15 protein-coding genes are annotated in these 25,272 nt (G+C 50.2%); 5 read left to right on the forward strand and 10 right to left on the reverse strand.

The genetic code is table 11. The features are described 5' to 3' along the window. The 5 genes from cysD to AC4MRN_RS08455 all read left to right on the forward strand — a co-directional run. A partial coding sequence (gene cysD / locus AC4MRN_RS08435) for a sulfate adenylyltransferase subunit CysD (RefSeq protein WP_491203018.1) occupies positions 1 to 872 on the forward strand: 872 nt, incomplete at its 5' end. Beyond that, positions 872 to 1,465, forward strand: a complete 594-nt coding sequence (cysC, locus tag AC4MRN_RS08440) for an adenylyl-sulfate kinase (RefSeq protein WP_488799944.1) — start codon at positions 872 to 874, stop codon at positions 1,463 to 1,465. The genes cysD and cysC, both read left to right, overlap by 1 nt. After that, positions 1,465 to 2,253 (forward strand): 3'(2'),5'-bisphosphate nucleotidase CysQ, encoded by a 789-nt coding sequence (gene cysQ / locus AC4MRN_RS08445; RefSeq protein WP_255052600.1) that lies wholly within the window; start codon positions 1,465 to 1,467, stop codon positions 2,251 to 2,253. The genes cysC and cysQ overlap by 1 nt, the downstream gene beginning before the upstream one ends. Before the next feature lie 2 nt (positions 2,254 to 2,255). Continuing rightward, positions 2,256 to 3,671: a sulfate adenylyltransferase subunit CysN gene (gene cysN, locus AC4MRN_RS08450; RefSeq protein WP_073325070.1), complete on the forward strand. Its 1,416-nt coding sequence runs from the start codon at positions 2,256 to 2,258 to the stop codon at positions 3,669 to 3,671. A 17-nt stretch (positions 3,672 to 3,688) separates the two neighbouring features. Next, on the forward strand, positions 3,689 to 5,413 hold the full coding sequence (locus AC4MRN_RS08455) for an SLC13 family permease (RefSeq protein ID WP_370239965.1): 1,725 nt from the start codon (positions 3,689 to 3,691) through the stop codon (positions 5,411 to 5,413). 46 nt (positions 5,414 to 5,459) lie between these two features. Here AC4MRN_RS08455 and AC4MRN_RS08460 read toward each other — a convergent pair whose 3' ends face one another. The 10 genes from AC4MRN_RS08460 to AC4MRN_RS08505 all read right to left on the reverse strand — a co-directional run bounded on the left by AC4MRN_RS08460 (position 5,460) and on the right by AC4MRN_RS08505 (position 24,911). Then, a complete protein-coding gene (locus tag AC4MRN_RS08460; RefSeq protein ID WP_370239964.1) occupies positions 5,460 to 6,689 on the reverse strand; it encodes a GGDEF domain-containing response regulator in 1,230 nt (409 codons plus the stop codon). A gap of 199 nt (positions 6,690 to 6,888) precedes the next feature. Then, entirely contained in the window at positions 6,889 to 7,653 is a 765-nt protein-coding gene (locus AC4MRN_RS08465; protein ID WP_491203019.1) for a DUF3307 domain-containing protein, read from the reverse strand. Next, positions 7,646 to 8,296 (reverse strand): hypothetical protein, encoded by a 651-nt coding sequence (locus AC4MRN_RS08470; protein WP_491203020.1) that lies wholly within the window; start codon positions 8,294 to 8,296, stop codon positions 7,646 to 7,648. The genes AC4MRN_RS08465 and AC4MRN_RS08470 overlap by 8 nt, the downstream gene beginning before the upstream one ends. Positions 8,297 to 8,504: 208 nt before the next feature. Further along, positions 8,505 to 11,714 carry a glycoside hydrolase family 3 N-terminal domain-containing protein gene (locus AC4MRN_RS08475; RefSeq protein WP_370245881.1) on the reverse strand — a complete coding sequence of 1,070 codons (3,210 nt, stop codon included), beginning with the start codon at positions 11,712 to 11,714 and terminating at the stop codon, positions 8,505 to 8,507. A 20-nt stretch (positions 11,715 to 11,734) separates the two neighbouring features. After that, on the reverse strand, positions 11,735 to 14,665 hold the full coding sequence (locus AC4MRN_RS08480; RefSeq protein WP_491203021.1) for a glycoside hydrolase family 31 protein: 2,931 nt from the start codon (positions 14,663 to 14,665) through the stop codon (positions 11,735 to 11,737). Between the two features lie 23 nt (positions 14,666 to 14,688). Continuing rightward, on the reverse strand, positions 14,689 to 16,413 hold the full coding sequence (locus tag AC4MRN_RS08485; RefSeq protein ID WP_491203022.1) for a DUF5597 domain-containing protein: 1,725 nt from the start codon (positions 16,411 to 16,413) through the stop codon (positions 14,689 to 14,691). Between the two features lie 17 nt (positions 16,414 to 16,430). Further along, entirely contained in the window at positions 16,431 to 17,861 is a 1,431-nt protein-coding gene (locus AC4MRN_RS08490) for an FAD-dependent oxidoreductase (protein WP_491203023.1), read from the reverse strand. Beyond that, positions 17,858 to 19,378, reverse strand: a complete 1,521-nt coding sequence (locus AC4MRN_RS08495; RefSeq protein ID WP_491203024.1) for a tryptophan halogenase family protein — start codon at positions 19,376 to 19,378, stop codon at positions 17,858 to 17,860. Before AC4MRN_RS08495 ends, AC4MRN_RS08490 begins: the two co-directional genes overlap by 4 nt. A gap of 55 nt (positions 19,379 to 19,433) precedes the next feature. Further along, positions 19,434 to 22,304, reverse strand: a complete 2,871-nt coding sequence (locus tag AC4MRN_RS08500; RefSeq protein WP_073325076.1) for a TonB-dependent receptor — start codon at positions 22,302 to 22,304, stop codon at positions 19,434 to 19,436. Between the two features lie 93 nt (positions 22,305 to 22,397). Beyond that, a complete protein-coding gene (locus AC4MRN_RS08505; RefSeq protein ID WP_491203025.1) occupies positions 22,398 to 24,911 on the reverse strand; it encodes a glycosyl hydrolase family 95 catalytic domain-containing protein in 2,514 nt (837 codons plus the stop codon). Between the last annotated feature and the right edge of the window lie 361 nt (positions 24,912 to 25,272).

The raw sequence follows: 25,272 nt of genomic DNA on the forward strand, positions 1-25,272 counted from the left end.
AAGCCGAGAGTATCCATATCTTTCGTGAAGTCGCTGCGGAATTCGAAAACCCAGTGATGCTGTATTCCGTAGGCAAGGATTCCTCGGTGCTGTTACACCTGGCACGCAAAGCATTTGCGCCAGGCAAAATTCCATTCCCGTTATTACACGTGGACACCACGTGGAAATTTCGCGAAATGATAGAGTTTCGTGACCAGCAAGCGAAGAAACACGGTTTCGACCTGCTGGTACACATTAACCAGGAAGGTGTGGACATGGGTATGGGCCCATTCACACACGGTAGTGCCAAGCACACCGACGTTATGAAAACTGCAGCGCTGAAACAAGCGCTGAACAAGTACAAGTTCGACGCAGCTTTTGGTGGCGCGCGCCGTGACGAAGAAAAATCACGTGCGAAAGAGCGTGTTTATTCATTCCGTGACAGCAACCACCGCTGGGATCCTAAAAACCAGCGCCCGGAACTTTGGAATATCTACAACTCGCAAATCAACAAAGGCGAGAGCATCCGTGTATTCCCAATGTCGAACTGGACTGAGCTGGACATCTGGCAATATATCTACAAAGAAAACATCGATATCCCTCAACTGTATCTGGCCAAGCCACGCCCTGTTGTTAAGCGCGATGGTGTTCTGATTATGGTTGACGATGACCGTATGCCGCTGGAAGAAGGCGAAGTACCAGAAATGAAATCAGTGCGTTTCCGTACATTGGGTTGTTACCCACTGACCGGTGCCGTTGAATCGACTGCGGCGACTCTGCCAGAAGTCATTCAGGAAATGCTGCTGACCAAAACCTCCGAGCGTCAGGGTCGTGTGATTGACCACGATAGCGCTGGCTCGATGGAGAAGAAGAAGATGGAAGGGTACTTCTAATGGCCACCAATATCGTTTGGCATAAGCACGAGATCAATAAAACGACGCGTGCAGAAAGCCTGGGCCAGAAGCCGCGCGTGTTGTGGTTAACCGGTTTAAGCGGTTCGGGTAAATCTACCCTGGCCAACTTGCTGGAAAAGAAACTACACGAACAAGGTAAACACACCTATTTGCTGGACGGCGATAACGTGCGTCACGGCCTGTGTGGTGACCTTGGCTTTAGCGACAAGGACCGGGTAGAAAACATCCGCCGCATCAGTGAAGTTGCAAAATTGTTTGTAGACTCCGGACTGGTGGTGTTAACCGCGTTTATTTCTCCGTTTCAGACCGACCGCGATTTTTGCCGCAACTTGCTGGCAGAAGGCGAATTCATCGAAGTCTTCGTTGATACACCGCTGGAAGTCTGTGAACAACGCGACCCGAAAGGCCTGTACAAAAAAGCGCGCAGTGGCGAAATCAAACACTTTACCGGAATTGATTCTGCCTATGAAGCGCCAAGCGCCCCTGAGGTACATTTACCTTATCAGGAAGAATCTGCCGAAGACACGGCTGAGCGCTTGTTTAACCTGTTAACTGAAAAAGGATTGTTGTAATGGCCATTACGGACCCTCTCGCTTTACAAGTACTGGCAATTGCCAAAGAAGCGGGTGCAAAGATCATGGAAATCTATCAGCGTGATTTTGCGGTGTACGAAAAACAGGACACCAGCCCGCTGACAGAAGCCGACCTGGCTGCACATAAGTGCATCGTGGCCGGCCTTGAAGCCATTTCCGATCTGCCTATCCTGTCTGAAGAATCAGCTGATATTCCATGGGAAGAGCGTAAAACCTGGACCCGATACTGGCTGGTCGACCCACTGGATGGCACCAAGGAATTCATTAAAAAGAACGGTGAATTTACCGTCAACATTGCACTGATTGATGGCGGTAAGCCAATCATGGGTGTGGTGTATGCACCGGCTTTAGAAAAATCCTACGTCGGGATTGTTGGTCAGGGCGCCTGGACTGAGACCGCGGAAGGGGTAACCCCCATCTCGGCCAAGTTACACAGCGAAGGCGAAGTGTGGAAAGTGGTAGGTAGCCGCTCGCACCAAAGCCCCGAAATTAAAAACCTGCTGGAACTGCTTGGCGGTGAATCAGAGCTGGTTGCCATGGGCAGCTCTCTGAAACTGTGCCTGGTAGCAGAAGGCGAAGCGCACCTTTACCCTCGCCTGGGCCCAACCTCTGAATGGGATACCGGCGCAGCGCACGCTGTGGCACTGGCCGCAGGCGCAAACGTAACCGTACTGGATGGCGCAAACCCACTGAATCCTGACGCTGAGGCTCTTACCTACAATCAGAAAGAGTCTGTGTTAAACCCTTATTTCCTCGTGAGTGCATAAGCATGAATAACGAAAACGAATTATTGAAAGAAGACATTCTGTCTTACCTCGACCAACACGAACACAAAGATCTACTGCGTTTTTTGACCTGTGGTAGCGTTGATGACGGTAAAAGTACCCTAATCGGCCGCCTGCTGCACGACTCAAAAATGATTTATGAAGATCAGTTAGCCGCTATTACCCAGGACAGTAAAAAAGTCGGTACGACCGGCGACAAAGTTGACCTGGCGTTACTGGTTGACGGTCTGCAATCTGAGCGTGAGCAAGGTATTACTATTGACGTAGCCTACCGCTACTTCTCAACCGACAAGCGCAAGTTCATCATTGCCGACACGCCGGGACACGAGCAGTACACGCGTAACATGGTGACCGGTGCCTCTACCTGTGACCTGGCCATCCTGATGGTTGATGCGCGCGCGGGTGTGAAAACACAAACACGTCGTCACTCCTTCCTGGTGTCGTTGTTAGGTATCAAGCACGTTATCGTTGCTGTAAACAAAATGGACCTGATGAAGTACAGCGAAGAGGTGTACAAAGAAATTCAGGCCGACTACAAAGAGTTCGCCAAGCAGTTGGATATCCCTGATATTCACTTCGTGCCAATTTCAGCCCTTGAAGGCGATAACGTAGTTAACCTGAGCGAACATACGCCTTGGTACGACGGTAAAACCCTGATGGAAATGCTGGAAAGCATTGAAATCAACAAAGATGCAAACACTGACGACTTCCGCTTCCCGGTTCAGTACGTCAACCGTCCTAACCTGGACTTCCGTGGATTTGCCGGTACCGTTGTGTCTGGTCAAATCAAGCCCGGTGACGACGTAACAGCATTGCCTTCAGGCAAGACCTCTAAGGTGAAGCAAGTTGTTACCTTCGATGGCGACCTGGATGAAGCCTATGCGCCACTGGCAGTGACCCTGACGCTGGAAGACGAGATTGATATCTCTCGTGGCGACATGATTGTGAAATCTGACAACAAGCCGTTGCTGAGCACACAATTTAAAACTCACCTGGTATGGATGGCTGAAGAGCCTATGATGCCGAACAAGCAATACATGTTTAAGTTCGCCACCAAAACCACCCCAGGTAGCGTTGCGGCTATCGATCACCTGATCGACGTAAACACACTGGAGCACAGCCAGTCTCTGCACATGAACCTGAACGAAATCGGTGTGGTTGATGTGAAGTTTACCCAGCCTGTGCCTTGTGACCCGTACAAGCGCAACCGCGCAACCGGCGCCTTCATTGTGATTGATCGCTTAACCAACGGTACCGTTGGTGCAGGTATGATCATCGATGAACTGGCGAAGGATAAGCTGCACGGTGCCACTGAGTTCTCAGCCTTTGAGCTGGAATTCAATGAACTGGTTCGTAAGCATTTCCCTCACTGGAATGCCATCGATATTAGCAAGCTGTAGGAGCAGGATCTTACAAGATGGATCTGAACCACCTCGTGGTACTGAGCTTTTTCTTCGGTACCATCGGGGCGCTGATTTTTTCGAATCTGCGCCCCTCTACGGTTTTCGCGCTTGCGGTGTTGGGTCTGTTAGTGACCCAACAAATCACATTCGATGAAATTCTGGTAAATCTCACCAATAAGGGCTTAATTACCCTGATACTTCTGCTACTTGTTAGCAGCGCAATTGACAAGACCGCGTTTATAAAACGTCTGGGCCGAAAGTTAGTCACGGCTAATTTCACTCAGTCTTACTGGCGTTTATTCGGTCTGACATTTTTCTCCTCGGCGTTACTGAATAACACGGCTATCGTAGCCAGCCTTATTGGACCGGTAAAACAAAACCAGTACCACCCTGCTTCACGATTGCTTATTCCCTTGTCTTACGCTGCCATTCTGGGCGGAACGGTGACCTTAATCGGTACCTCTACCAACCTGATCGTAGACAGCTTTTTACAAGAGCATGGGCACCCTGGCTTTGGCTTCTTAGATTTTACCGTAATTGGCCTGGTGGCAGGCTTAAGCTGCGGCTTGCTGATGTTTCTGCTCACTCCCCTGTTACCCACTATTGCCAATAAGCAAAATGATTTCAGGGAATATATTGTCGAAGCAGAAGTCAGCGATGACTCTGAATTGGTTGGCAAAACAGTTGAGCAGAATCATCTGCGCAATTTACCGGAATTATTTCTGGTAGAGGTTGTGAGGAAAGGCAAGCTGATTAGTCCGGTTGGCCCGGATGTGATAATCCAGGGTGGCGACAAGCTGATTTTCTCAGGCAACGTCAAGAATCTCGATACGTTATCGCATATCAAAGGCTTAACCACCTTTGCTGAAGCTGACGGTTTATTGCGGGAAAACTTAACCGAAGTCATTGTGTCAAATCGCGCGCAAATCATTGGCCAGACGATTAAAGCGCTCGGCTTTCGCGCCTTATTTGATGCTGCGGTCGTGGCTATCCGTCGCGATGGTGAACAGCTATCGGGTAAGCTGGGAGAAATTAAACTGCAGGCCGGTGACTTCCTGTTACTTGCCGCAGGGCCTGATTTCCATTCTCGTCATAACCTGTCCAAGAACTTCTTTATCCTGTCTGAGCAGCGGATTTCCCGTCCACTCTCGACACCGCAGGAATGGATCACAGTGGGCGGGTTCTTAGCAACAGTGGCGTTAGCTGCAACTGAGATGCTGCCGCTGGCCATTGGCTTGTTGTTCTTTGCGGCAGTGCTGATTGGCGCAAAGGTCACTTCCAATGGCGAAATCAAACGCAATATGCCGCTGAACCTGATTGTGGTGATTGTGGGGGCGCTGTCGCTAGCGAGTGGACTTGAAAACTCGGGGGTCATTGCACTCAGTACCGAGCAATTGCTGCCCTATCTGGCCGACACAAACTGGCTATTGGCCTTGGTTGTCGTCTATGTACTCACTCTGGTTCTGACAGAGTTTGTTACTAACAACGCCGCGGCCGCCCTGATGTTTCCGTTTGCGTTTGGCCTGGTTGAAATTATTGGTGCGCCGTTACTCCCGTTTGCGTTAGCCGTTGCCTTTGCGGCGAGTGCGAGCTTTATCTCACCGTACGGCTATCAAACCAACCTACTGGTGTACAACGCCGCCAATTATAAATTCGGGCACTTTATTCGGTTTGGATTACCCATTTCCATTGTGTACTCCAGCATCGTGATCACAATGCTAAACAGCCTGTATTTATAAACAAAAACGGCCCGTGAAGGGCCGTTTCTTTTTAAAACAGAACCAATTACACTGCTATTGCTTCGATAACTTTGTCTTTTCCTGAGTGTTTCGCTTCGTACAAACGTTTGTCTGCAATATCAATCAGATCTTCCAGACTACCCGAATTATTGCTACTTACACCAATACTGCAGGTCATTGTTATGCTGTGCTCGGTGAATGACAGCTCACGGAGCTTTTGCATAAACAGTGTTGTGGTGTGCATAACCTGCTCATATTCCCGCTCTGACACAACAACAAACTCTTCGCCACCATAACGCGCGACCATATCTTCACGGTAATAGCGTTTTAACAGCATAGAGAAAGCCTCTAAGAGCTTGTCCCCTGTTTTATGTCCGTAGGTATCATTGATTGGCTTAAAGTCATCGATATCGATAATCACCACCGTTGTTTGCTTACCACCTTTGAGCATAAGCTCACCGTGTTCAAACAAATAACGTCGGTTATAGGTATTGGTCAACGGATCCAAATTGGCCGCATCCCTCACCTGCTCCATCATCTCCTGTAACTCTAAGCTGTGTAAGACGCGACAGAAAAACTCTTCGTGATAAAACGGCTTACTCAGGAAGTCATTGGCACCGCTTTTGATGAATTTTGCCGACAGCATGCTATTGCCCTTTGCAGACAAGCCAACAAAGATCAGATCCTGGAAGCGGCGGTCCTGACGAATTTTCTTCACCAATTCAAAGCCATCCAGATTGGGCATCATGTAATCAGAGATTACCAGTTTAATGTCGCTATCGGCGTCTAGTGCAGCTAATGCTTCAACACCATCGTTGACGCATTGTACCTGGAATCCAAACTTTTTAAGAAAATGGCTGAGAAAGTTTTGGCTGGTTATAGAATCGTCCGCAACCAGTACTTTGGTCGACAGGTTTTTTCTCAGTCGTTCGATGAGCTTTACTACCTGCATGTAGGAGTAACGGGACTCTTTGGTTATGTAGTCCAGTACGCCTTTGTCCAGCAGCATGTGGCGCAAGTGTTCATCGAAGTTGCCGGTCAATACAACCGTTGGGACGTCGTAAGAAAGCACGACATCAACAATTTCACCATTCGGTGCATCGGGTAAATTCAGATCGACAATAGCCGCCAGAAACGACTGGTCGCTTTCCAGCTGCTCGCGCGCACTCGCCAGGTCCTCACAGAGAACACTTTGAAAATAAGGATTATCTTCGATCAATTTGAAAAGAATTTTTCTGACGATTGGGCTGTCTTCTGTCACCAATACCTTGTACATAATTTGGCTCATTTAGATTTAACGAAGAATGCCTACCAGATAGTACCCCAGATTAATGACTAATGCCCCTGTTCGCGACCAAGTTTATACTGATGTCTATACTTTTAGCGCTATTACCTGGCTATTCGTAGGGAAATAGTACAACTGCATAGACAACTCAACCGAACAGCATAAATTCCCGTAAATACGAAACCTTCATTTATTTGAGTTTGACGTCCAGACCGAGGGAAATGAAAGCACCGACGATGGTTGTGATCACCACCGACAGCAAAGAGCCAATCAATACATACTCTGTCATACTGCGTCCCGCTTCCTTGTTTAATTCGCCAAATCGAAAAATTGACTTTGCCGCCAGTACGAATCCTACCGCCGCATAGCTACCAACCAACGAGAAAGTGAGAATAAGTGTTCGTTCGAGGTAGCCGATTAGCTCTCCCCCCGCGATTAACCCTTTGAATGTGCTTTGAGTATTGTCCTCGTCCACCGTGACTGTGTATTTTTTGAGGATACTGCCAATAACAATTGAGGTAGGTTTAAGAATAAACAGATAACCGGTGACAACCATGATCACCTGTGGAAACTGTTTGTGTTTCATTATCGCATCCAGGGTAACCGCTTCTGTCATATGGAATGCAATTGCCACCAACACCGCGATATGCAGCACCTGATCCAGGGCAAAAAAAGCGAATCGATCGCTATCGTTTACGCTCACTTTCCACCAATCAATCACAAAATGACTTATGCTGACAATGAGCACCATACAGGCAACGGAAGACCAGCTAAGCCCAATAATGACCGCAGGAATAATCAGACCAATTCCGTGTAAAAGCGCATGCGCATAGAGTTGCCATGCGCGATAGGTGCTGTTTTTTTTGGCGGCTATCCAGCTATCTGGCTGCAGATAAAAGTCACAAAGCAGGTGTATCAGTAAAAATGAAGCCAGTACACCGTAAAAATCAAACATCCAATGTCTCCGCAACCTGAGTGTAAAACTGTTCCCTGAGTGCCTGAATTAACGGCCACCCAGACGATTTTAATGACTTACTGGCGGTCGCAACGGCGATATTCAGTGTATCAGCTAACTCACTGACCGATAAACTGTCTTCATGCTGCAGCATGGGTAACAATACTTCACATTGACGTGAAGTGAGTGAAGAAAGTTGCCAGTCTAAGTATTTTAACAGCAAACTGAACTGAGCGACTAATTCGCTGCGATCCGAATCGAAATACACGAATTCAGATTTCAGCGTTTTAAGCCCCCGACCTGAGCGAATAAACGCTTCTCCCATGGATTCGTCAACCAGCTCTCGTGTGCCTTCGTTGCGTGCGATTGCAAAGCTAATGCGGCAATCAAACGCTTTACCCAGCGCCTTTGTACCCACACGATACAACAATGTGTAGCGCAAGGCGTTGGCCGGATCATAAATTACAGTCTGGAACTCATCGCCACGCCTTATGCTATGCGTATTGCCCGCATTGGCTTGTGATATCCATGACTGAATTTCCTTAAGGCGATGCAGCAAAGTATCGAATTGCGCTACATTCAATTTTGTTGAATTAACAATATCGCCGGTCAACACGGCAAGTGTTGTGCCCTTATTCGTCACTATCGATTTCCTATAAACCTGTATCACACACAGACAATTTAGCCTCTTAAGACTAAAAAAGCAAATTTAGCCAAATTAGGCTAAAAAATAAAAATTTAGCCTTATAAAGCTAAATATAAAAAGAAGAAAACGCATTACTGCGATGAAGAGGAAAGTGTCACTACACCTTTTAGTGAAAGGTGCAGTGACAAAAGCAGAGCAAATGACGTTAGTCGACGTATTGCTTAATTATGGGTTCAATTTGCTTCGCCCATATATCGTAACCATATTCCTTGGGATGCAGCAGATCAGGCATCACCTCTTTAGTTAGCACGCCATCCTTAGTTAAGAACGCCTGACCAAAATCAACAAACTTCACTTGCCGTTCTTTGGCTAATGCTTTGAGCAAGGCGTTGGCTTGATTGTTGTTCACACGCAGCTCGTCATCTGGCTGCGCACTGCGAGGGAATATTGCCTGAATGACCACCTGTGCGTCAGGCACCTGAAACGCCAGCTCATCCAGAATCGCAGCCACCCCATCCCGAATGCGGGTTGGGTCGTCAAACCGATGACCGGTGTTGTTCGTCCCAATCATCAGCATCACCAAATTGGGTTTTACGTTGCCCAGTTCGCCATGGCGTAATCGCCATAATACGTTTTCAGTGCGATCGCCACCGAAGCCCAGGTTAAGCGTGTCAATATCCCCAAAATAGCGCTCCCACACCGCTTTACCGTCACCTTCCCAGCCATGCGTTATGGAATCGCCAATCATTACCAGCTTAGCTGTCCCTTGCTGTGCCTGGGCAACCTTCTCGTTGTGGCGCGGCATCCACCAGTCCACAGCCCAGTATTCGTTGAGCGTATCAGGTTGAGTTGCAATATTGGCCGGACACTGAATTTGCAGCTCTGCCGGTACACTGGCTTCACGGCGGAAATGTACGTTAGCCAGGGCGAACTGCCCGCCACCACCGGTGCGCAAGGTGAAAGCTCGCTGAACTTGCTTGCCATGTTCCGCATTTTCCAGCATACAATGCATAGGAATACTCACCTGTTGCCAGCCTTTGCCTTGCTTTTCCACTGCCCAATCACGCATGGCAATCATATTGCGACAATTAATATTGCAGTCGAGGATCACATCCAGGCGGCCTTTTTCCATGTCATCAATACGAATATCGAATTCCAGGGCGCCATTCGGGTAGAACGGCGACAGATCAAGCTGACCGCCAGCAATAAACAGTCCCGACATCCAGTCTTGTTTAAAGGTCACCAGCAAGGCATCTTCCTGAATGTCCTTGTCGGTGGTTTCCACGGTGACGGTGCCATCCGGTAACTGTGCAAACGCACCACTAAATATCTGATCCCGCTGACTGTTATTTAAAAACACATTGAACGGCTGAAGCGGACGACCCGCATACAATGCGATATCCTGCACACCCTCGCCAGCCACACCGGGCACATCCTCGTTTAACGGCGCAACGGTCTTACCTTTCGCATAGGTCAGGCCATAGCCGTAGGCAAACAGCGGGTCGTAGTTATCATCACCCACATTCAGCGTATCCTGCAGCGGGGTTTTCGGCCAGGAGAAGGCCAGTGTGCCGCTAAAGTCATACACGGGTTTACCTTCGCTATCACCTACCAATACATCAGCGATCCCTTGTGCTTCACTGCCCGGTAACCAAGCAGCAACAAAAGCATCAGATGCGTTAATGTAAGGCGTTACCCACAGCGGCCGGCCAGACAAAAACACCGACACAACCGGAATGCCATCAGCCTGTAATTGCTTCAGCAGTGTCAGCGTTTCATGCTTCCCTGGGGAGAATTCCAGCGTATTAATGTCGCCCTGCCCTTCGGCGTAAGGATCCTCGCCAAACACCACCACAGCGACATCGGGTTTCGTTACATATTCGCCTTGCGCGGAATAAGTGACATTGCCACCAGCGGCAGACATGGCTTGCTCAAATCCTTGCAGAATACTGGTCGCGCCCACGTAGTCAGCTTGCTGCGTGCCGGTACCCTGCCAGGTAACCGTCCAGCCGCCGCTTTGCTTGGCCAAATCATTCGCACCATCGCCCGCCACCAATACGTTGGCATTGCCAGCAATCGGTAGCGTGCGATTGTTGTTCTTCAATAGCACCAACGACTCGCGAACCGCCTGACGAGCCACGTCGCGGTGAGCTTCACTACCAACAACGGCGTTATTCCCACCCAATTCGCGCTCAAGGGGGCCTTTGCCATTAAACAGACCCAGTTGTTTTTTAACCAGTAAAATACGGGTAACCGCTTCGTTTAAACGGCTTTCCGAAATGTCACCCGACTGCACCTGCGCCAATGTATTGGCGTACATGGTTTTCCAATCGTAGGGCACCATCACCAAATCCAGTCCGGCGTTCACCGTTTGGTAGCAATTGTCGTTAGTACACCCTGGCAATTGCCCGTGACCATTCCAGTCGCCGACCACAAAGCCGTTGAAATCGAGCTTGTCGCGCAGAATATCATTCAGCAAATAGCGATTGCCGTGCATTTTGTCACCATTCCATGATGAGAAGCTCGCCATTACGGTAAGAGCACCTGCATCCAGCGTCGAGAAATACCCCGGTGCGTGTAAGCGGATCAGGTCGGCTTCAGACACTGCGGTATCGCCCTGATCATCGCCTCCTGTGGTGCCACCATCGCCCAGGTAATGCTTAACCGACGCAAGCGTATGCGACTCATCCAGAAAGGTTGACGTACCGGGTTTGCCTTGCATACCGGTAACCAGTGCCGCGCCCAGCGACGCAACGCGATCCGGGTGCTCAGAATAAGACTCATAGGTTCTGCCCCACCGATCGTTCCGCGCAACGGCAACCGTAGGCGCAAAGATCCACTCGATCCCGGACGCGCGCACTTCCCGCGCAGTCACTTCGCCAATGCGCGTCATTAACTCAACGTTGTTGGCAGCACCCAAGCCAATGTTATGCGGAAAAATAGTCGCGCCGATCAGATTGCCGTGGCCATGCACCGCATCTGTTCCCCACAACACAGGGATAGCCACTTCGCCGTTTTCACTAGTAGCCGTGGCATCGTAAAAAGACTGGGCAAAGACTGCCCAGTCACGGGCGGTGGCAGCGGCCTGTCGGTTGGGAACAGAGCCACCACCATTTAAAATAGAACCAATATGGTATTGCCGGGCTTCGGCAGGCGTAATGGTTTGAATTTCCGCCTGCATTAGCTGTCCCACTTTCTGTTCAGTGCTCATTCGGGCCACTAAATTAGCCACAAACGCCTTGTCTTCCTCGGCATAGCTAATCGGGCTTTGCAAGGTTGGCCAGCTAGTTGTTTCAACGGAATCCGCTTTCGATGTTGGATCCGGTGCCGTAGCACTGGTACAAGCTACCAGTGCTACACTTGCAAAGGCTGCCGCAATCAGCGACAGCTTGCCCTTAGTAGAAGATGTATTCATAAACAGTATCTTACGCATAGTTACAGACTCACACTCTGCGCAGTACCCTCATAGCGCACTACGGTGGCAGGCACCACAGAGAAATCAGCGGCATCGGTTTGCTCACCGCGAATCACTCTGACCCGGATATCGCGCTTCTCTACCATGCCTTCAAACTCGCCCTGCCGCTCGCTAATCGCCAGCGTGCTGTTTGCGTCATCCCAAGTGAAATGAATGGTGCTGAACGCCCCCTGCTCGTAGCCGTAGGTTTTGCCATCATCTTCATACAAGGTGTAGTCACCATCTGCACCAGCATAAATGGTCAGTAATAACGGCGCATCGGGTTGTTCGTATACGGTTTGAATGGCCGGCCCGGTGGGCAGGATGGTGCCCGCTTTTACAAATAGTGGCATCCGCGACAATGGCGCATCAGCGGTAACAGTCTGGCCACCCTGATAGGTTTTACCTGTGTAAAAATCGAACCAGCCCGTTCCCTCAGGCAAATACACATCGCGGGTTGTCGCACCTTCTTCATGAACCGGGCTAACCAATAATCCGGGGCCAAACATATACTGGTCGTTCAGGTTTATGGCAGTGATATCATTCGGGAAATCCATGACCAAACCGCGCATCAGCGTATTGTGGTCGTGGTACTGTTTACCGGCTTCACTGTAAATGTACGGCATCAGGCGATAACGCAGACGCGTGTAGTACACCATGGAGTTGTAAACCTCTGAGCCTTCATCCGCAATATTGTAGATTTCGCGATAAGGATTTTGACCATGCGAGCGGAACAGCGGAACAAACGCACCAAACTGGAACCAGCGCACATTGAGTTCCTGCCACGGTTGCACATCTTCCGGCTCTAATCCCGAGAAGTGCCCTACGGTGCCATTACTGGTATAACGATAGTGATTTTCTGGCGTAAAACCGCCGATATCCATGGTCCAGTTCGGCATGCCCGCAAGACTCGCCCCCAAACCGGCAGCAATTTGCTCGCGTAAGTTTGACCAGCGCGGTACGGTGTCACCGCTCCAAATCGCAGCGCCTGCACGCTGAATACCACCAAACCCGCTGCGGGTCAGAATAAACGACCGCTTGTCGCCGTCATCGCGGCGTTCACCTTTATAAACACCCTCTGCGTTAGGTACGGCATAGGAGTTAAAGTATTCGGCACCATGTCCTACCGACATAGGCGTCATGATTTCCTTGCGTTTGGTAAACGACAGGTTTGAGTGAATGTCCGGCTCTGAGGCGTCCAGCCACCAGGCATCGATACCCACCACATTCAGTTTGTCCCGGATCTGACGCCAGAAAATCTCCTGCGCTTCTTCCGGATACGGATCGTAGAACCCGTTCAGATAACCTTCGCCAATCCAGTCGAGGTTTTTCTCGATGTTGACGTTCTTATTGAGCATATAACCTTTGGCGTCCAGCTCTTTGTAATGGTCGGTGGTTGAATAAAACTTCGGCCATACTGAAATCATAATGTTGGCGTTCAATGCATGTACTTCGTCGACCATTTCTTTGGGTTTAGGGAAATGCTCTTTGTCGAAATCGTGACTGCCCCAGGCATCCTGTGGCCAGTACGACCAATCCAGCACAATGTTATCGAGTGGAATACCGCGTTTGCGATACTCTTTAACCACGTCCACCAGCTCCTGCTGATTGGTATAGCGTTCGCGACTTTGCCAGAAACCATAGGCCCACTTCGGCAGCAATACAGCCTCACCGGTAAGCTCCCGATAACCGGCCACTACGCCATCGTAGTTGTCTGCGACTACCACATAGTAATCAATGGATTTGCCAGACTCAGAGGCAAACGAAAGCGAATAGCGATCTTGCTCCGGCTGCGGCGGCATGTGCTCAACATAGAAATAACCGCCTTGTGAATCCCACTCCATTTCAACCGGTACGGACTCACCGGCTTTCAGGGGTACTTTCACATCGTGGTACCAGGGGTTCCAGTTCATGCGCCAACGATGCAGCAACTCTTCGCCATTAATACGCAGTGTGGCATAGCCGCTGGAATACATCTTAAACAGGTGCTCGCCGTCGGCATCGGCCTGCATACTGCCCTTCCACACTACGCGTGGCTGTGTCACGTCACCCAACTCTTCAGGGAAAGGCGTTTCACGCGTGTTGTTATTGGCTAAAAACTGATAGTCCGGTTTGGCTTCTTTTTGCTTGTGAAGCAGCTTGTCGCCATCGTAGTAATAGGCAGTCAGCCCGCCAGGGTTGCCGTCTTCATCAAATAAGGTCAAATGCTTGTCTAGCGGCTGTGGTCCAGCAGGATCACCAAAATGCGTCATGGAGGCGTTATCCCACAACACGCCATAGTTGCGATTCGACACTACCATAGGAATAGTGATTTCCAGGTTGTGGGTGGTCATAAACAGGTTTTCACCGGCGTAGTTCATTTGACCATTCTGATGCTGCCCCAGTCCGAAGAAGCCTTCTTTTGAACCCCGGTTCCATTGCTGGCGCAGGGCATAACTGTTCGCCTCAGGTGTAATCGGATCGGTTGTTACCGGGCCAAACTCCCCACTGTTTACCGGTTTAAGCAATGACTTTCCGCTGGCATCAAACACTTCTACCGCGCCGGTAACCAGACTGATTTGCGCTTTGCCGCCAGACGCAGACAACGTAACAACGCCGTCCTCACTGGACACGTTAAACGCGGAATTAGGTGAGGCCACCACCTGAATACTTTCGGCAACCGCATCGAGTTGCTTGTGGGCCAGACTGGTGACCCGGAAAATATTGTCGCGATACACCTGTACCTGCACGGCCTGGGCTTGCCCTTGCGAAGGGTACACCACCACGCCATGCTCGGTACGTTCAAAGTTACCGGCTTGCTGCTGACTGCTAACTGCACTGGCAGAGTCATTGGCCGGTTGGCAGGCGGGCAGCAACAATGCTGCAGAAACGGCAATGGCAACACTGCCTAATAGCCTGGTTTTATTATTCATGTTCAAATACTCCCTGGAAAAACTTAGCGCGAATAAGTGGCCATACGGACTTTCAGTACGTGCGGACGCGATGTGAAATTCAGACCCCAATCGGTCTGATCACCATTCCAGACACGCTCAAATACCCACTGCTGGCCATCAAAATGGCCCTCTTCTACTCGTTCGATCATGCTGTGCTGGCCAGCCAGTTCATCAGAAGGAGTCAGGGTGACACGCGCCCGAAAGGCGGTAATTAAAAACTCGTTGTCGCTTAAGCGAACAATGGCGGCACCGCCTGACGCAGGCGTGTTACCGGTAGGTGGATTGATCCAAAACATTTCCCGTCCATAGGTGACTTCCGCATTCCATAAGCCCAAATCGGCGCGTTGCGTGAAGTGTTCACCCGGCGCAGGTGCCTCAGTATCAGGCTCAGCCTGATTGGTCCCTTTGGCGTTCCACACATCGCCACTTACCGTTTTCGCATCGGGTTCAGCAAATCCCCACACCGGATGGGTAAACGACAACGCCGCCCAGGCTTCTGCCATGGGGCCAAACAACGCATAATTATCGGCAAACGGCGCAATCACCTCGTCGGTTACTGATTTTGCGCCCAGTGGGAAGTTAGCGTAATCGGTGTAGTCCATACCAAATGGCGCAAAACCAATGCCCTGCTCTCCCAACATGGAAAAGAAGTAGCGGGCATAGGGCTGGTCATTACCAATTTCAGCGACAAACAACGGGTTGTCATCACGAGCATACAGCTCAAGGACTTTGGTGGCGGTTTTGTGATCGCGAAAATATATGTCGGGGGAAATCATATCGATATGTGGTGCCGCCACCTTCCACAAATCAATCACGTTGTCGGTTGGCCCCCCCATAGAATAACCATCGCCGGGATTGAACGGATTGCGCAAAGCCACATTCACATTCATGGGCAGGTCTTTGATTGCCTGGCCTGCTGCAGCAATCTCATCCACATAGCGACCAATGTGCCAGGCGTGGAAATATTCATCGGCATCGTTACCGAATACAGTTTGCCATGATCCGTTGTTCACACCCAAAGCCTGAGTAAGCTCAACGGGCACGGGTTGTTCAAAAATCTCATTCGCCAATTCGGAAAAATCGCGTTTACTGCCATAGGTGCCCACTTCGTTCTGCACTTGTACCATGATCACCTGATGCGAAGGGTCGTTGTCACGCAAGTAGGTCATTAACTGCACAAACGCTTTTTTGTCGGCCTCCAATGTGGCTTTGCCGTGTGGCGACAATGAATTAAGCAGCTTGCCCTCTTTGGTTACTACCCGGGGAAAGCGCTGGTTATCCAGCTTTACCCACGCAGGTGCGTAATGAGGCGCGTTGTTTTTCCAGGTCGCAAACCACAGCAGTACCACTTTCACATCGTGGGCCTTTGCTTCGGCAATGAGGGTATCCAGATAGCTAAAGTCAAAGCGCCCTTCCTCGGGTTCGATTTGTTCCCAGGCTACCGGGATCCCCAGGGTGTTGGCGTGCATTTTTTCTACTACTGGCCACACATCGGGCAGTGCCGCAGGATAATTTGCCGAGTTATTGGTTTGCGCACCCAGCATTAAAAACGGTTTTCCGTCTACCTGAAACTGGTGCTTTCCCTGATTAGTAACAATGACCGGCAGTGGTGTGGTTGAAGCCTGTAGACCACTACTTTGTTCCTGCTGCGCGGTGCTGCTGCAACCTGTCAATATGGCGCTTGCTATGAGTCCTGCGCCGAAGAGGGTTTGTTTAAATGTGTTCACGTCTACTCCTGAAAACGTTAGCACTGGCTTACCAGTGATTGAATTTGTGTCGCAATGCGCTGCAGAAACTGTTGGCCCGACGTTTGAGATACCGCATTCAATAGCGGCTCGAAGGCTTGCTCATTGCTACTGGCTAATGCCAGTGCGTCTAACCAGCGCTGCCGGTGGATCATGGCATCTGGCGGCACTGTGCAGCGGGCTGACTCGTTAAACAAAGTAAGGGCCTGATCAAGTGAATCAGACAGCTTGGGTAAAACCTGCCAGGGTTTGCCTGTTTCCTGCTGCCGGGTTGCCATTGCGCTTAGCAGCAAACAACCAAAGTCTCTGAGGTGTTCGCAGTCTTGCTTCGTGCTGCGGTTGAATGCCCGCCCCCAGGTAACAGGGGCAGGCAGACAGGGCACCACCTTTAAAAATCGTTCTATAATTCGGTGTGTAATGTGCAGTGAGGACATACCCGGCACATCAATGTGATAAGCGGCCGGACCAACGGCCAGACAGTTGTTCGACACCGGCTCACGAAAGCCTGCCTCACTCTCACCGACACCGCTACGAACTACAGCAAATGTCGCCCTACGTTTTTTACCGCCCAGGTATTGGACTTGCTGATAGCCTGTATAATTCACGCTTACGGCTATACCTGGCGTGTTCGACGCACTCTGCTCTGTTGTTTCGCCTAACAGGCTGATAGGTGAATAGGCATGCCAGCTTTCAAAGGGGCGTTTTAAAGCCTGCCCAATTACACGTGCTTGCGGCCCGGCTGCATCCACTACCCAATCACACTGAATACGCTGGTTATTGCTCAGTACCAATGTGGTGATATCGCCGCTATGTGGGCATTGTTCGAATGCAATATCTTCGGACGTAACAAACGTGACGCCACGCTCTACCGCGTGTTGAGTTAAAAACGCACAGTAAGCCTTTGTATCAACAACGGCGCCCAGTTCAAAACTGTTGCCCAAAGTGCCCTGCTGACCAGAGGGAAACACGGTTTTTCCGGCTTTAGCGGCGGCAGCAGCAAATGACGTTTCCACAGGGGCAACATCACTCAGCCAACGTTTTACCTGATGTAGTTCAATGCCATTGAATAACGGCAACCAGGTATCGTTTGCCAGCCAGACTGGCTCGTTTGGGCGACTGGCAGTTGCAAGAGACATGGCAGTAAAAAACGCCACGCCCTGACTTTGCATAAAAGCCCGTTCGGGTATTTGATAGCGGCGATGAAACTCGAAAAGGTGCCCGTTACAGGAATGCAGAGACGCCTGTTTAGCCGTTGCTGTTGTTAATGAGACTACGCCAACTTTAATCCCGAACGGTTTGAGCGCCGTTGCAAAGGCGACGGCAGTGCTGAGCCCGTGTACATCGTCACCGACCACCCAAATCGACTTCAGTGCCCGGCCATGGGTATTTGTTGGCGTCTCAAACAAGTCTCGCTGAAATAATTTGCTCATACCTGCCCTCCGGCCCGCATGCCGCTTTTCTGAAGCGGTGTCTGAGCAACCAGTGACGACAGGTAATCATCCATATTGGGCAGCGTGGCAACCTGAGCGGCTATGTCTGATTTTAACTGATTCAGAATGCCGATTAGCTGTTGAGGTGGAATAGCGGCAATCCGGCTATCGACCTGTTTTGGATGCAAATGCTGACCAATACACACCGCAGGCCAGAGACCATATTGTTTCTTATCGACCAGGCCACTGTCTCGAAAGGCTAAAATCAGCTCGGTCAGGCTATCGGGTAAAGTCATGGCCTGACAGTCTCGCCAAAACGGCGTGTCATGCCGCTGCGTGAGGTAATAATGCAAAATAATGAAATCGCGGATCACCTGATACTGCTCGGTTAACTCGCGGTTGTATTGATTGCGGGCCGCATCATTGTGAGTGCCCGGTAAATGCTCCAGAAACTTGGCGATCCCCATTTGAATGAGGAAAATACTGGTGGACTCCAGCGGCTCCAGAAAGCCAGCAGATAACCCGATTGCCACACAGTTTTGAACCCATAACTGTTTGCGGCAACCCGCCTTAAAATCAAGAAAGCGCACGTCTGCCAGGGCTTCACCAGGCAACGTTGAGCGCAACGTGTGTTCTGCTTCTTCATCACTAATATAATCGCTGCAATACACGTAACCATTGCCAATGCGATGTTGCAGCGGTATTTGCCATTGCCACCCGGCGTCTCTGGCCATGGCTTTAGTATATGGGCGGCTGGGCCCGTCTTTTTCACACGGTAACACCACCGCCCGATTAGTTTTCAACCATTCTGACCAGTCAATAAACTCAGCTTGTGAGTAATCACCTATCAACAGGCTACGAAAACCGGTGCAATCGATAAACCAATCCGCGCTTATTTGCTCCCCGTTGTCCAGTGAAAGCGCTGTGATAGGGCCGCCTTCGTGGTCCCGCTTCACTTCTCGAATTTGTGCTTCAACGCGAATTACCTGGCGTTGTTCGGCATAGTCTCGTAAGAATCGCGCGTAGGCACTGGCGTCCAAATGATACGCATAAGTATAGGTAGATAGCAGGTGTTCACGGGACGCATGCGGCGGCGAAAACTTGCGCTGCCTGGCTGCGACGGCCGCCACACTGAACGATTCAATAGGTACGTCCAGCCCTTGCAGACTGGCAGCTTGCCACAAATGATGAAATTCAATGCCCGCTAAGGGTTTGCCAAGCTCACCAAACGGGTGGATATAGCTGTCGCCTACCTTGCCCCAATCGGTAAATTCAATTCCCAACTTACAGGTGGCCGAGGTAGCCGCAATAAACTCGTCCTCGGTAATCCCCAAGGCACTATTAAACTGTCGTATGTGCGGAATGGTTGACTCCCCGACCCCCACAGTGCCAATTTGCGCCGACTCCACCAGCGTGATGCGATAGTGAGAGTGTGGCAAACGATTAGCCAGCGCCGCCGCTGTCATCCAGCCTGCGGTGCCGCCACCAGCGATGCAAATGTGTTGTGGGGTAGTCACCAAACCGTGTTCCTTTTATCGGGCAGCTTCTTCACAAAGCCGCCCTTTCTCCTGTTTAGAAGTTTGCACGCAACGACAATGCATAACGCACGTCATTCACGTGATAGGCACCGTAATGATTACCCGGGCCATTTTGCTTCATAATATTCTTAGTAACCGTGTCTGCCAGGTTATTGGCCTCCAGCACCACGGTATAATTATCATTAATCTTATAAGCAATTGAACCGTCAAGATAACCGGTCGGTGCGTTGAACAATGGCAGCGCCCATGAGCTGTCATCGGCCTGGAAGCCATTGGCCCGGGTAGACATCAGGAACTCGTCGCGCCAGTTGTACGCTAAACGAATCGACCAGTTGTCTTTTTCATACATACCCACCAGGTTAAACGCCTGCTTTGACAATCCCTGATAAGGCATGGTGCCATAGGTAGAACCATCGGTATCGTAAGGGCGTGTGTCATCCCCCAGCTCAGTGCTGGAATCGATATAGGTATAGTTTGCCTGTATGCCCAATCCATCAAATGGCGCAGGCAGGTTGTTAAAGAAGTGGTTGATGGTTAGCTCAGCACCAGTGATGTCGGCTTTACCCGTGCTTACTGGCCAGGTTGCATTATAGGTGTAGCCACCGTATTCAACCTGACTGAGTGAGTAGACCTGGTACCCTTTAATGTCCTTGGTAAACAACGCCGCATACATGGAGTTAGCGTCGTCGTAATACCACTCTAGTGACAAGTCGAACTGGGTTGATGTCATCGGATCCAGATAAGGGTTTGAGTCTGCGCTTAGCGTCAAATCATAATCATCCGGCCCTAATGGTTCACCCGCTTCCTGTTTGCCCTGACTGGATTCCTTGACCGACGCACTCAACGTCAGGTTTGCGCCCATTGAGTTGAAGTCTGGTCTTGCCATGGCTTTTGAAGCAGCAAAACGCAATAGCAAGCCTTCATCCAGTTCCATCTTCAGGTTGAAGCTTGGCAATAATTTGGAGTATGAGTGTTCGGCATCCAAATCTTCATAAGCACCATTGCCGAAATCACTCACAAACGGATACTGCAAATGCCCATGCGCGACGTTTTTGGTATGCACATAGCGCACGCCAAGGTTACCGCTGATAGGGAACTTGCCGTCCATGTAGTCATAATCCACCATGGCGTAAAGCGCAGTCGTTTTCTCAGACTGATCGTTCTGCCACTGGTCGTCTTCCAGGTTGCGTTGCGACCAATAAGCCCAGCTGGCCCAGTCTGCATACACAAACTTGTTTTGTAGCGTTTCATAACTTTGCGGGTAGTCACGGGCATAAGACACAATTGGCGCATATACGTTAGCAGGTGACGGTACGCGGCCTCCGAAGAAGTTATCGAAGGTATTCAAATTCAGATCAGAAGCGTCCGGCGTTATATTCTCCTGGCCTTCGACAATGCCGCCTTGCAACCAGCTCACTGCCAGTGCACTCCAGTTGTAACCCGTGTCCGCATTGTCTGCGCGAGAATCACTGTAACGACCACCAAAACGCACGGCGGACAGTAATTCCATACCGGTGTAATACGTCACATCCAGGTCAAATGCCGTCATGGTCGCTTCGCGGTCATACTGGTTATCCATCTGGAAGTTCCAGTTGTAATTTTCCGGTGTGGCCAGATAGGTTTCGTCAGAGTTAACTTTGGGTAATGAGCCACGGAAATCCACATCAATGTAAGGCACCAGAATCTCTGTTGCAACAGTAGAGTCCAGACCTTTCGAGCTGGAATTTACCCGCTGGAGCGAGCTTTCCACAGCCCAGGTATCGTTGTACCAGCGATAGCGAAGCGCGAAGTCTTCGGTTTTGGCTGTTTGGTCAGAAACCCGCACATCTGAACCCATCGGAATACCGCCGTCCTGATACAGGCGACCGTATTCCAGCACATTGTCATCGCCAAATACGGAATCTGTTGTCGCCTGAACAGCAAACGGATCATTCCCCACGAAGATGGCATCTTCATTCCAGGTCATATCGTAATCACTGACAAAGTACGTGAAGGTCAGCTCATGGTTTTCTTTTGGCTCCCATTGCAACGCTGCATAGCCACCAGAACGCTTGCGATTGAAGTACATGGTTCGCCAGTCTGCACCGCGTGGCACATACACTGTTTCCCCTTCGTGGCCTTCGATGTCATCGCGATAGAAGAACGGACGCACATACATTGAATCGTTACGGGTAGACAATTCAGACTGGGCAATGTCTAGCAACAGGCCCATTTTACCCGCGCTGGTATCCCAGGTATTGGAATACAATGCCGAGAATGCGGGCTTGGTTTCTTCAATGAGATCACCGTAGTTAGCAGTAAGCGTCACCGCTACACGCTGCTGGTCGTCCTGAAATGGCAGACGGGTTTCCAGGTCAATGGTGCCACCAATGCCGCCTTCAATCTGGTCAGCGGAGGGGCTTTTATACACGTTGACGGCACTCAGAAGTTCCGGAGGTACATCACCAAAGCTCAGGGTACGGCCACCGTTGGCACTAAAGGTACTACGACCGTTTAATTCGCTTCGCACCTGGGTTAAACCACGTACAATAACGCCGTTACCCTCTACCGAGAAATGCTCTGGATCACCTTGAGTCATGTAGCGGTCAATGGCAACACCCGGTACCCGTTGCAAGGTTTCAGTTACGCTTCGATCCGGCAGTGCGCCGATGTCTAAGGCACTGATCCCGTCCATGATTTTGTCGGATGACATCTTAGCTTCGGTGGCGGTAATAATACTCGAGCGCATGCCGCTGACTTGAATGACCTCAACGGTTTCTTCATCTTCCGTGGTTTGCGGTTCTGCTTCTTGTGCCAGTGTCGCTGAGGCATGGGTAAGCAGCCCCAGTGCACTGAGCACGCATAAGGACGTTCGTGTTCGACTGAACACGTCTCCTTTGTGTTGGTCGGTGTGCGTTACTTTCATTGGTATCTCCCATTCGCTTTTGTTTTTACTGCCGTGCTGGTAAGAACACAGACAGACTTCTTGAGCAGGATGCCCTTACAGGGACAATGCGCTCTAAACTTTGTCTTTAAGCTGAATGCGGTATGACTGTTCTGCGCTGATAGTTAGCGTCACACGACGACCTTGCTGTGTAACCGCAATGCGATTGCCAGTCCCGTCCGCAATTTCATAACGTTCTGCCTCTTGGGGTAACGTTATGGTTACCTGTTGAGACCGTGGTGAATACATCGTTGCCTGAGCCAATAACCCGTCTTGCCAGGTCATTGAAACGGTAATATTGCCCATCGCTTTAATGCCGCTGATATGCCCCTTCGCCCAGGCTCGCGGTAGTGCAGGCAGCAACTGTAATTCGCCGGGTTGACTCTGCAATAGCATCTCTGTGATACCGGCTGTGGCGCCAAAATTGCCATCAATTTGGAAAGGCGGATGGTTATCCCATAAATTAGGTAAGGTACTGTGGCGCAATTGCTCAATTAACAGCTTGTTGGCTCTGTCACCGTCGTAAAGCCGAGCCCAAAAATTGATTTTCCAGGCCTTACTCCATCCGGTACCGCCATCACCTCGTGCTTCAAGGGTACGTTTGGCTGCTGCAGCCAGTGCCGGTGTACGCTCCGGCGAAATGTCCTGATCCGGATGTAAGGCATAAAGATGGGAGATATGACGGTGTTGACTGCTCATATCGTCAATATCGGCCTGCCATTCCTGCAGTTGGCCGTGCTGTCCGATATTCAGCCCGCTGGCTAATTGGGACAATGTCACTGCCAGGGCTTCGGCCTGTTCGTCCATTCCCAATTGTCTGGCGACTTTATGGGTATCACGCAGCAAAGCCCCGACGATTTGTTGAGACATGGCCGCCCCAACACTGAAATCACCGTGTTCAGGAGAATACGAGGGCGCAACCACTAATTGACCGGTATTAGGATCGGTAACCAGTACATGTTGCCAGAACTCTGCCGCTCCCCACATCACCGGCCAGGCGCGCTCACGCAGAAAAGTCTCGTCCAGGGTGTACAAATAGTGCTGATAAAAGTGCGCGGCTAACCAGGCATTTGCCTCTGGTTGCCAAAAGGCTGTGGGCCAGGAAATCAGCCCGGTGTAACCCCAGATATTGGTATTCAGCAGCAACGTCCACCCCGGTGCATCAAATAGCCGCTGTGCCGTCTGTTCTGCCGGTACACGCAGCCCCTCAACAAAATCAAACAATGGCATACCCGCTTCCGACAGATTGGTCATGTCGGCCAGCCAGTAATTCATTTGTAGATTAATATTGACGTGATAATCCGCACTCCATGGCGCCTGGGTGTAGTTGTTCCACACACCTTGTAAATTGGCAGGTAACGTCCCCTTACGAGAAGAGGCAATCAGCAGATAACGGCCGAACTGATAATACAGCTGGGTCAGTTGGCGCTGCATCGCCGGCGTTGCGGAGTCATCGATAACTCCGTTAAGCAAGGTTGCGGTGTCTATTTCAGGCGAATCATCCAAACACAATGCCACACGTGAAAACAGCGACGAGTGATCGGCCACATGTTCAGCCCTTAGTTCGTCGTAACCTTTGTTTACGGCCGCGTTTAACCGTGCAGTGAGCGCTTCGTGAGGATGCTGCGTGCGGTACTCTGGAAAGCTGTTTGCGTAATTAGTGGCACTTACCACAAATAAAGTAAGAGACTGCGCGTCATCAATTTCCCAACCACGGTCGGTAGGCGTTAATACGCCGCCCTCATGTGCGGCTGCTATTTGGACTTCATAAGCCAGCTGGTTGTCATGCAGGTTACCGCTGATAATTAAATTCCCCTGTTGCCAGCGATAATTTACAGAACGGTTGTCAGGTAATAACGGGGTAACGGTTGCAAAAAGGCGCTTCTCACCTTTGGCTGCATAACGGCTCGCGATAACCTGACTTGGATAGTTTGCAAAAAACTCGCGTTGATAGCGCGTTTGCTGTTGCTGATAACTCACTGTCACCAGGCCAGTCGCCATATCTAACTCGCTCTGATACTGTTCAACCTGATCGTCATGCGAGAAAGTAACATCAATGTCTAACATAGCCTGATAGCTGCCGTAGCCTGTCGGGTCCCGGCCTAGCTTTGCGGCAACGTCTTCAGGTGACATAGCGCGTTCGTGGAGTATTGTGTTGGTTACCTCACGGTATACTTGTTGATATTCCTGACTATCTTGCGGCCAGCCAAAATCGTAACCCTCACGGCTACCCGGCCCACCAGTCCACAGTGTTTTTTCGGCTATATTGAGTTTATCGGTGACCACACCACCCAATACGGTTGCGCCCATGTAACCATTACCTATTGGCAGGCTATGTGCCTCCCACTCGCTTCCAGGTGCAGTAAACCTGAGGGTGTTATCGACGTTACATTGTTCAATGACAGCAAGATTAGCAGCAACATTGGTATTCGTTTGGTCGGCACAACCGAAAAGTACTGAAGGGGTGAAAACACAAAACAGCGCACAAGAAAGCGCTTTCTTAACTTGGCAAAATAGAGCGCAGCCCGCGTCGCGTCGAGAAAAGCGACCCGGAAGGAAAACGTTTACAAATTTAGCGCTAATGACCATGTGGAATATGTAAATTTTTTGTGAAATACGTGATTTTTGAAAATACTACGTAGCTACAAATTGTTTATCAATGAAATTCATGAAGATTAAAAAATAAAGTAACTCATTTGTTAAATTTGATACAAGCGAAACACCTACCTACTCATATTCACGATGAAATTCCGAGAAAAAATAGTGCGCATTTATTGCGGAATGTGATGCTTTTGGACAGCCTGCTATTAACAAATTGAAATGTCGCCAAGCATCCAACTCATTAGGATAAGAATAAAAACAAGGGAATTCAGAAAGAATGGAATACACGCAGCAAATAGCCAAGGTAAAGTGTATACGTTTACACTTTGAAAAGAAGTTTCATATTTGA

The organism is Marisediminitalea sp., assembly GCF_984433645.1.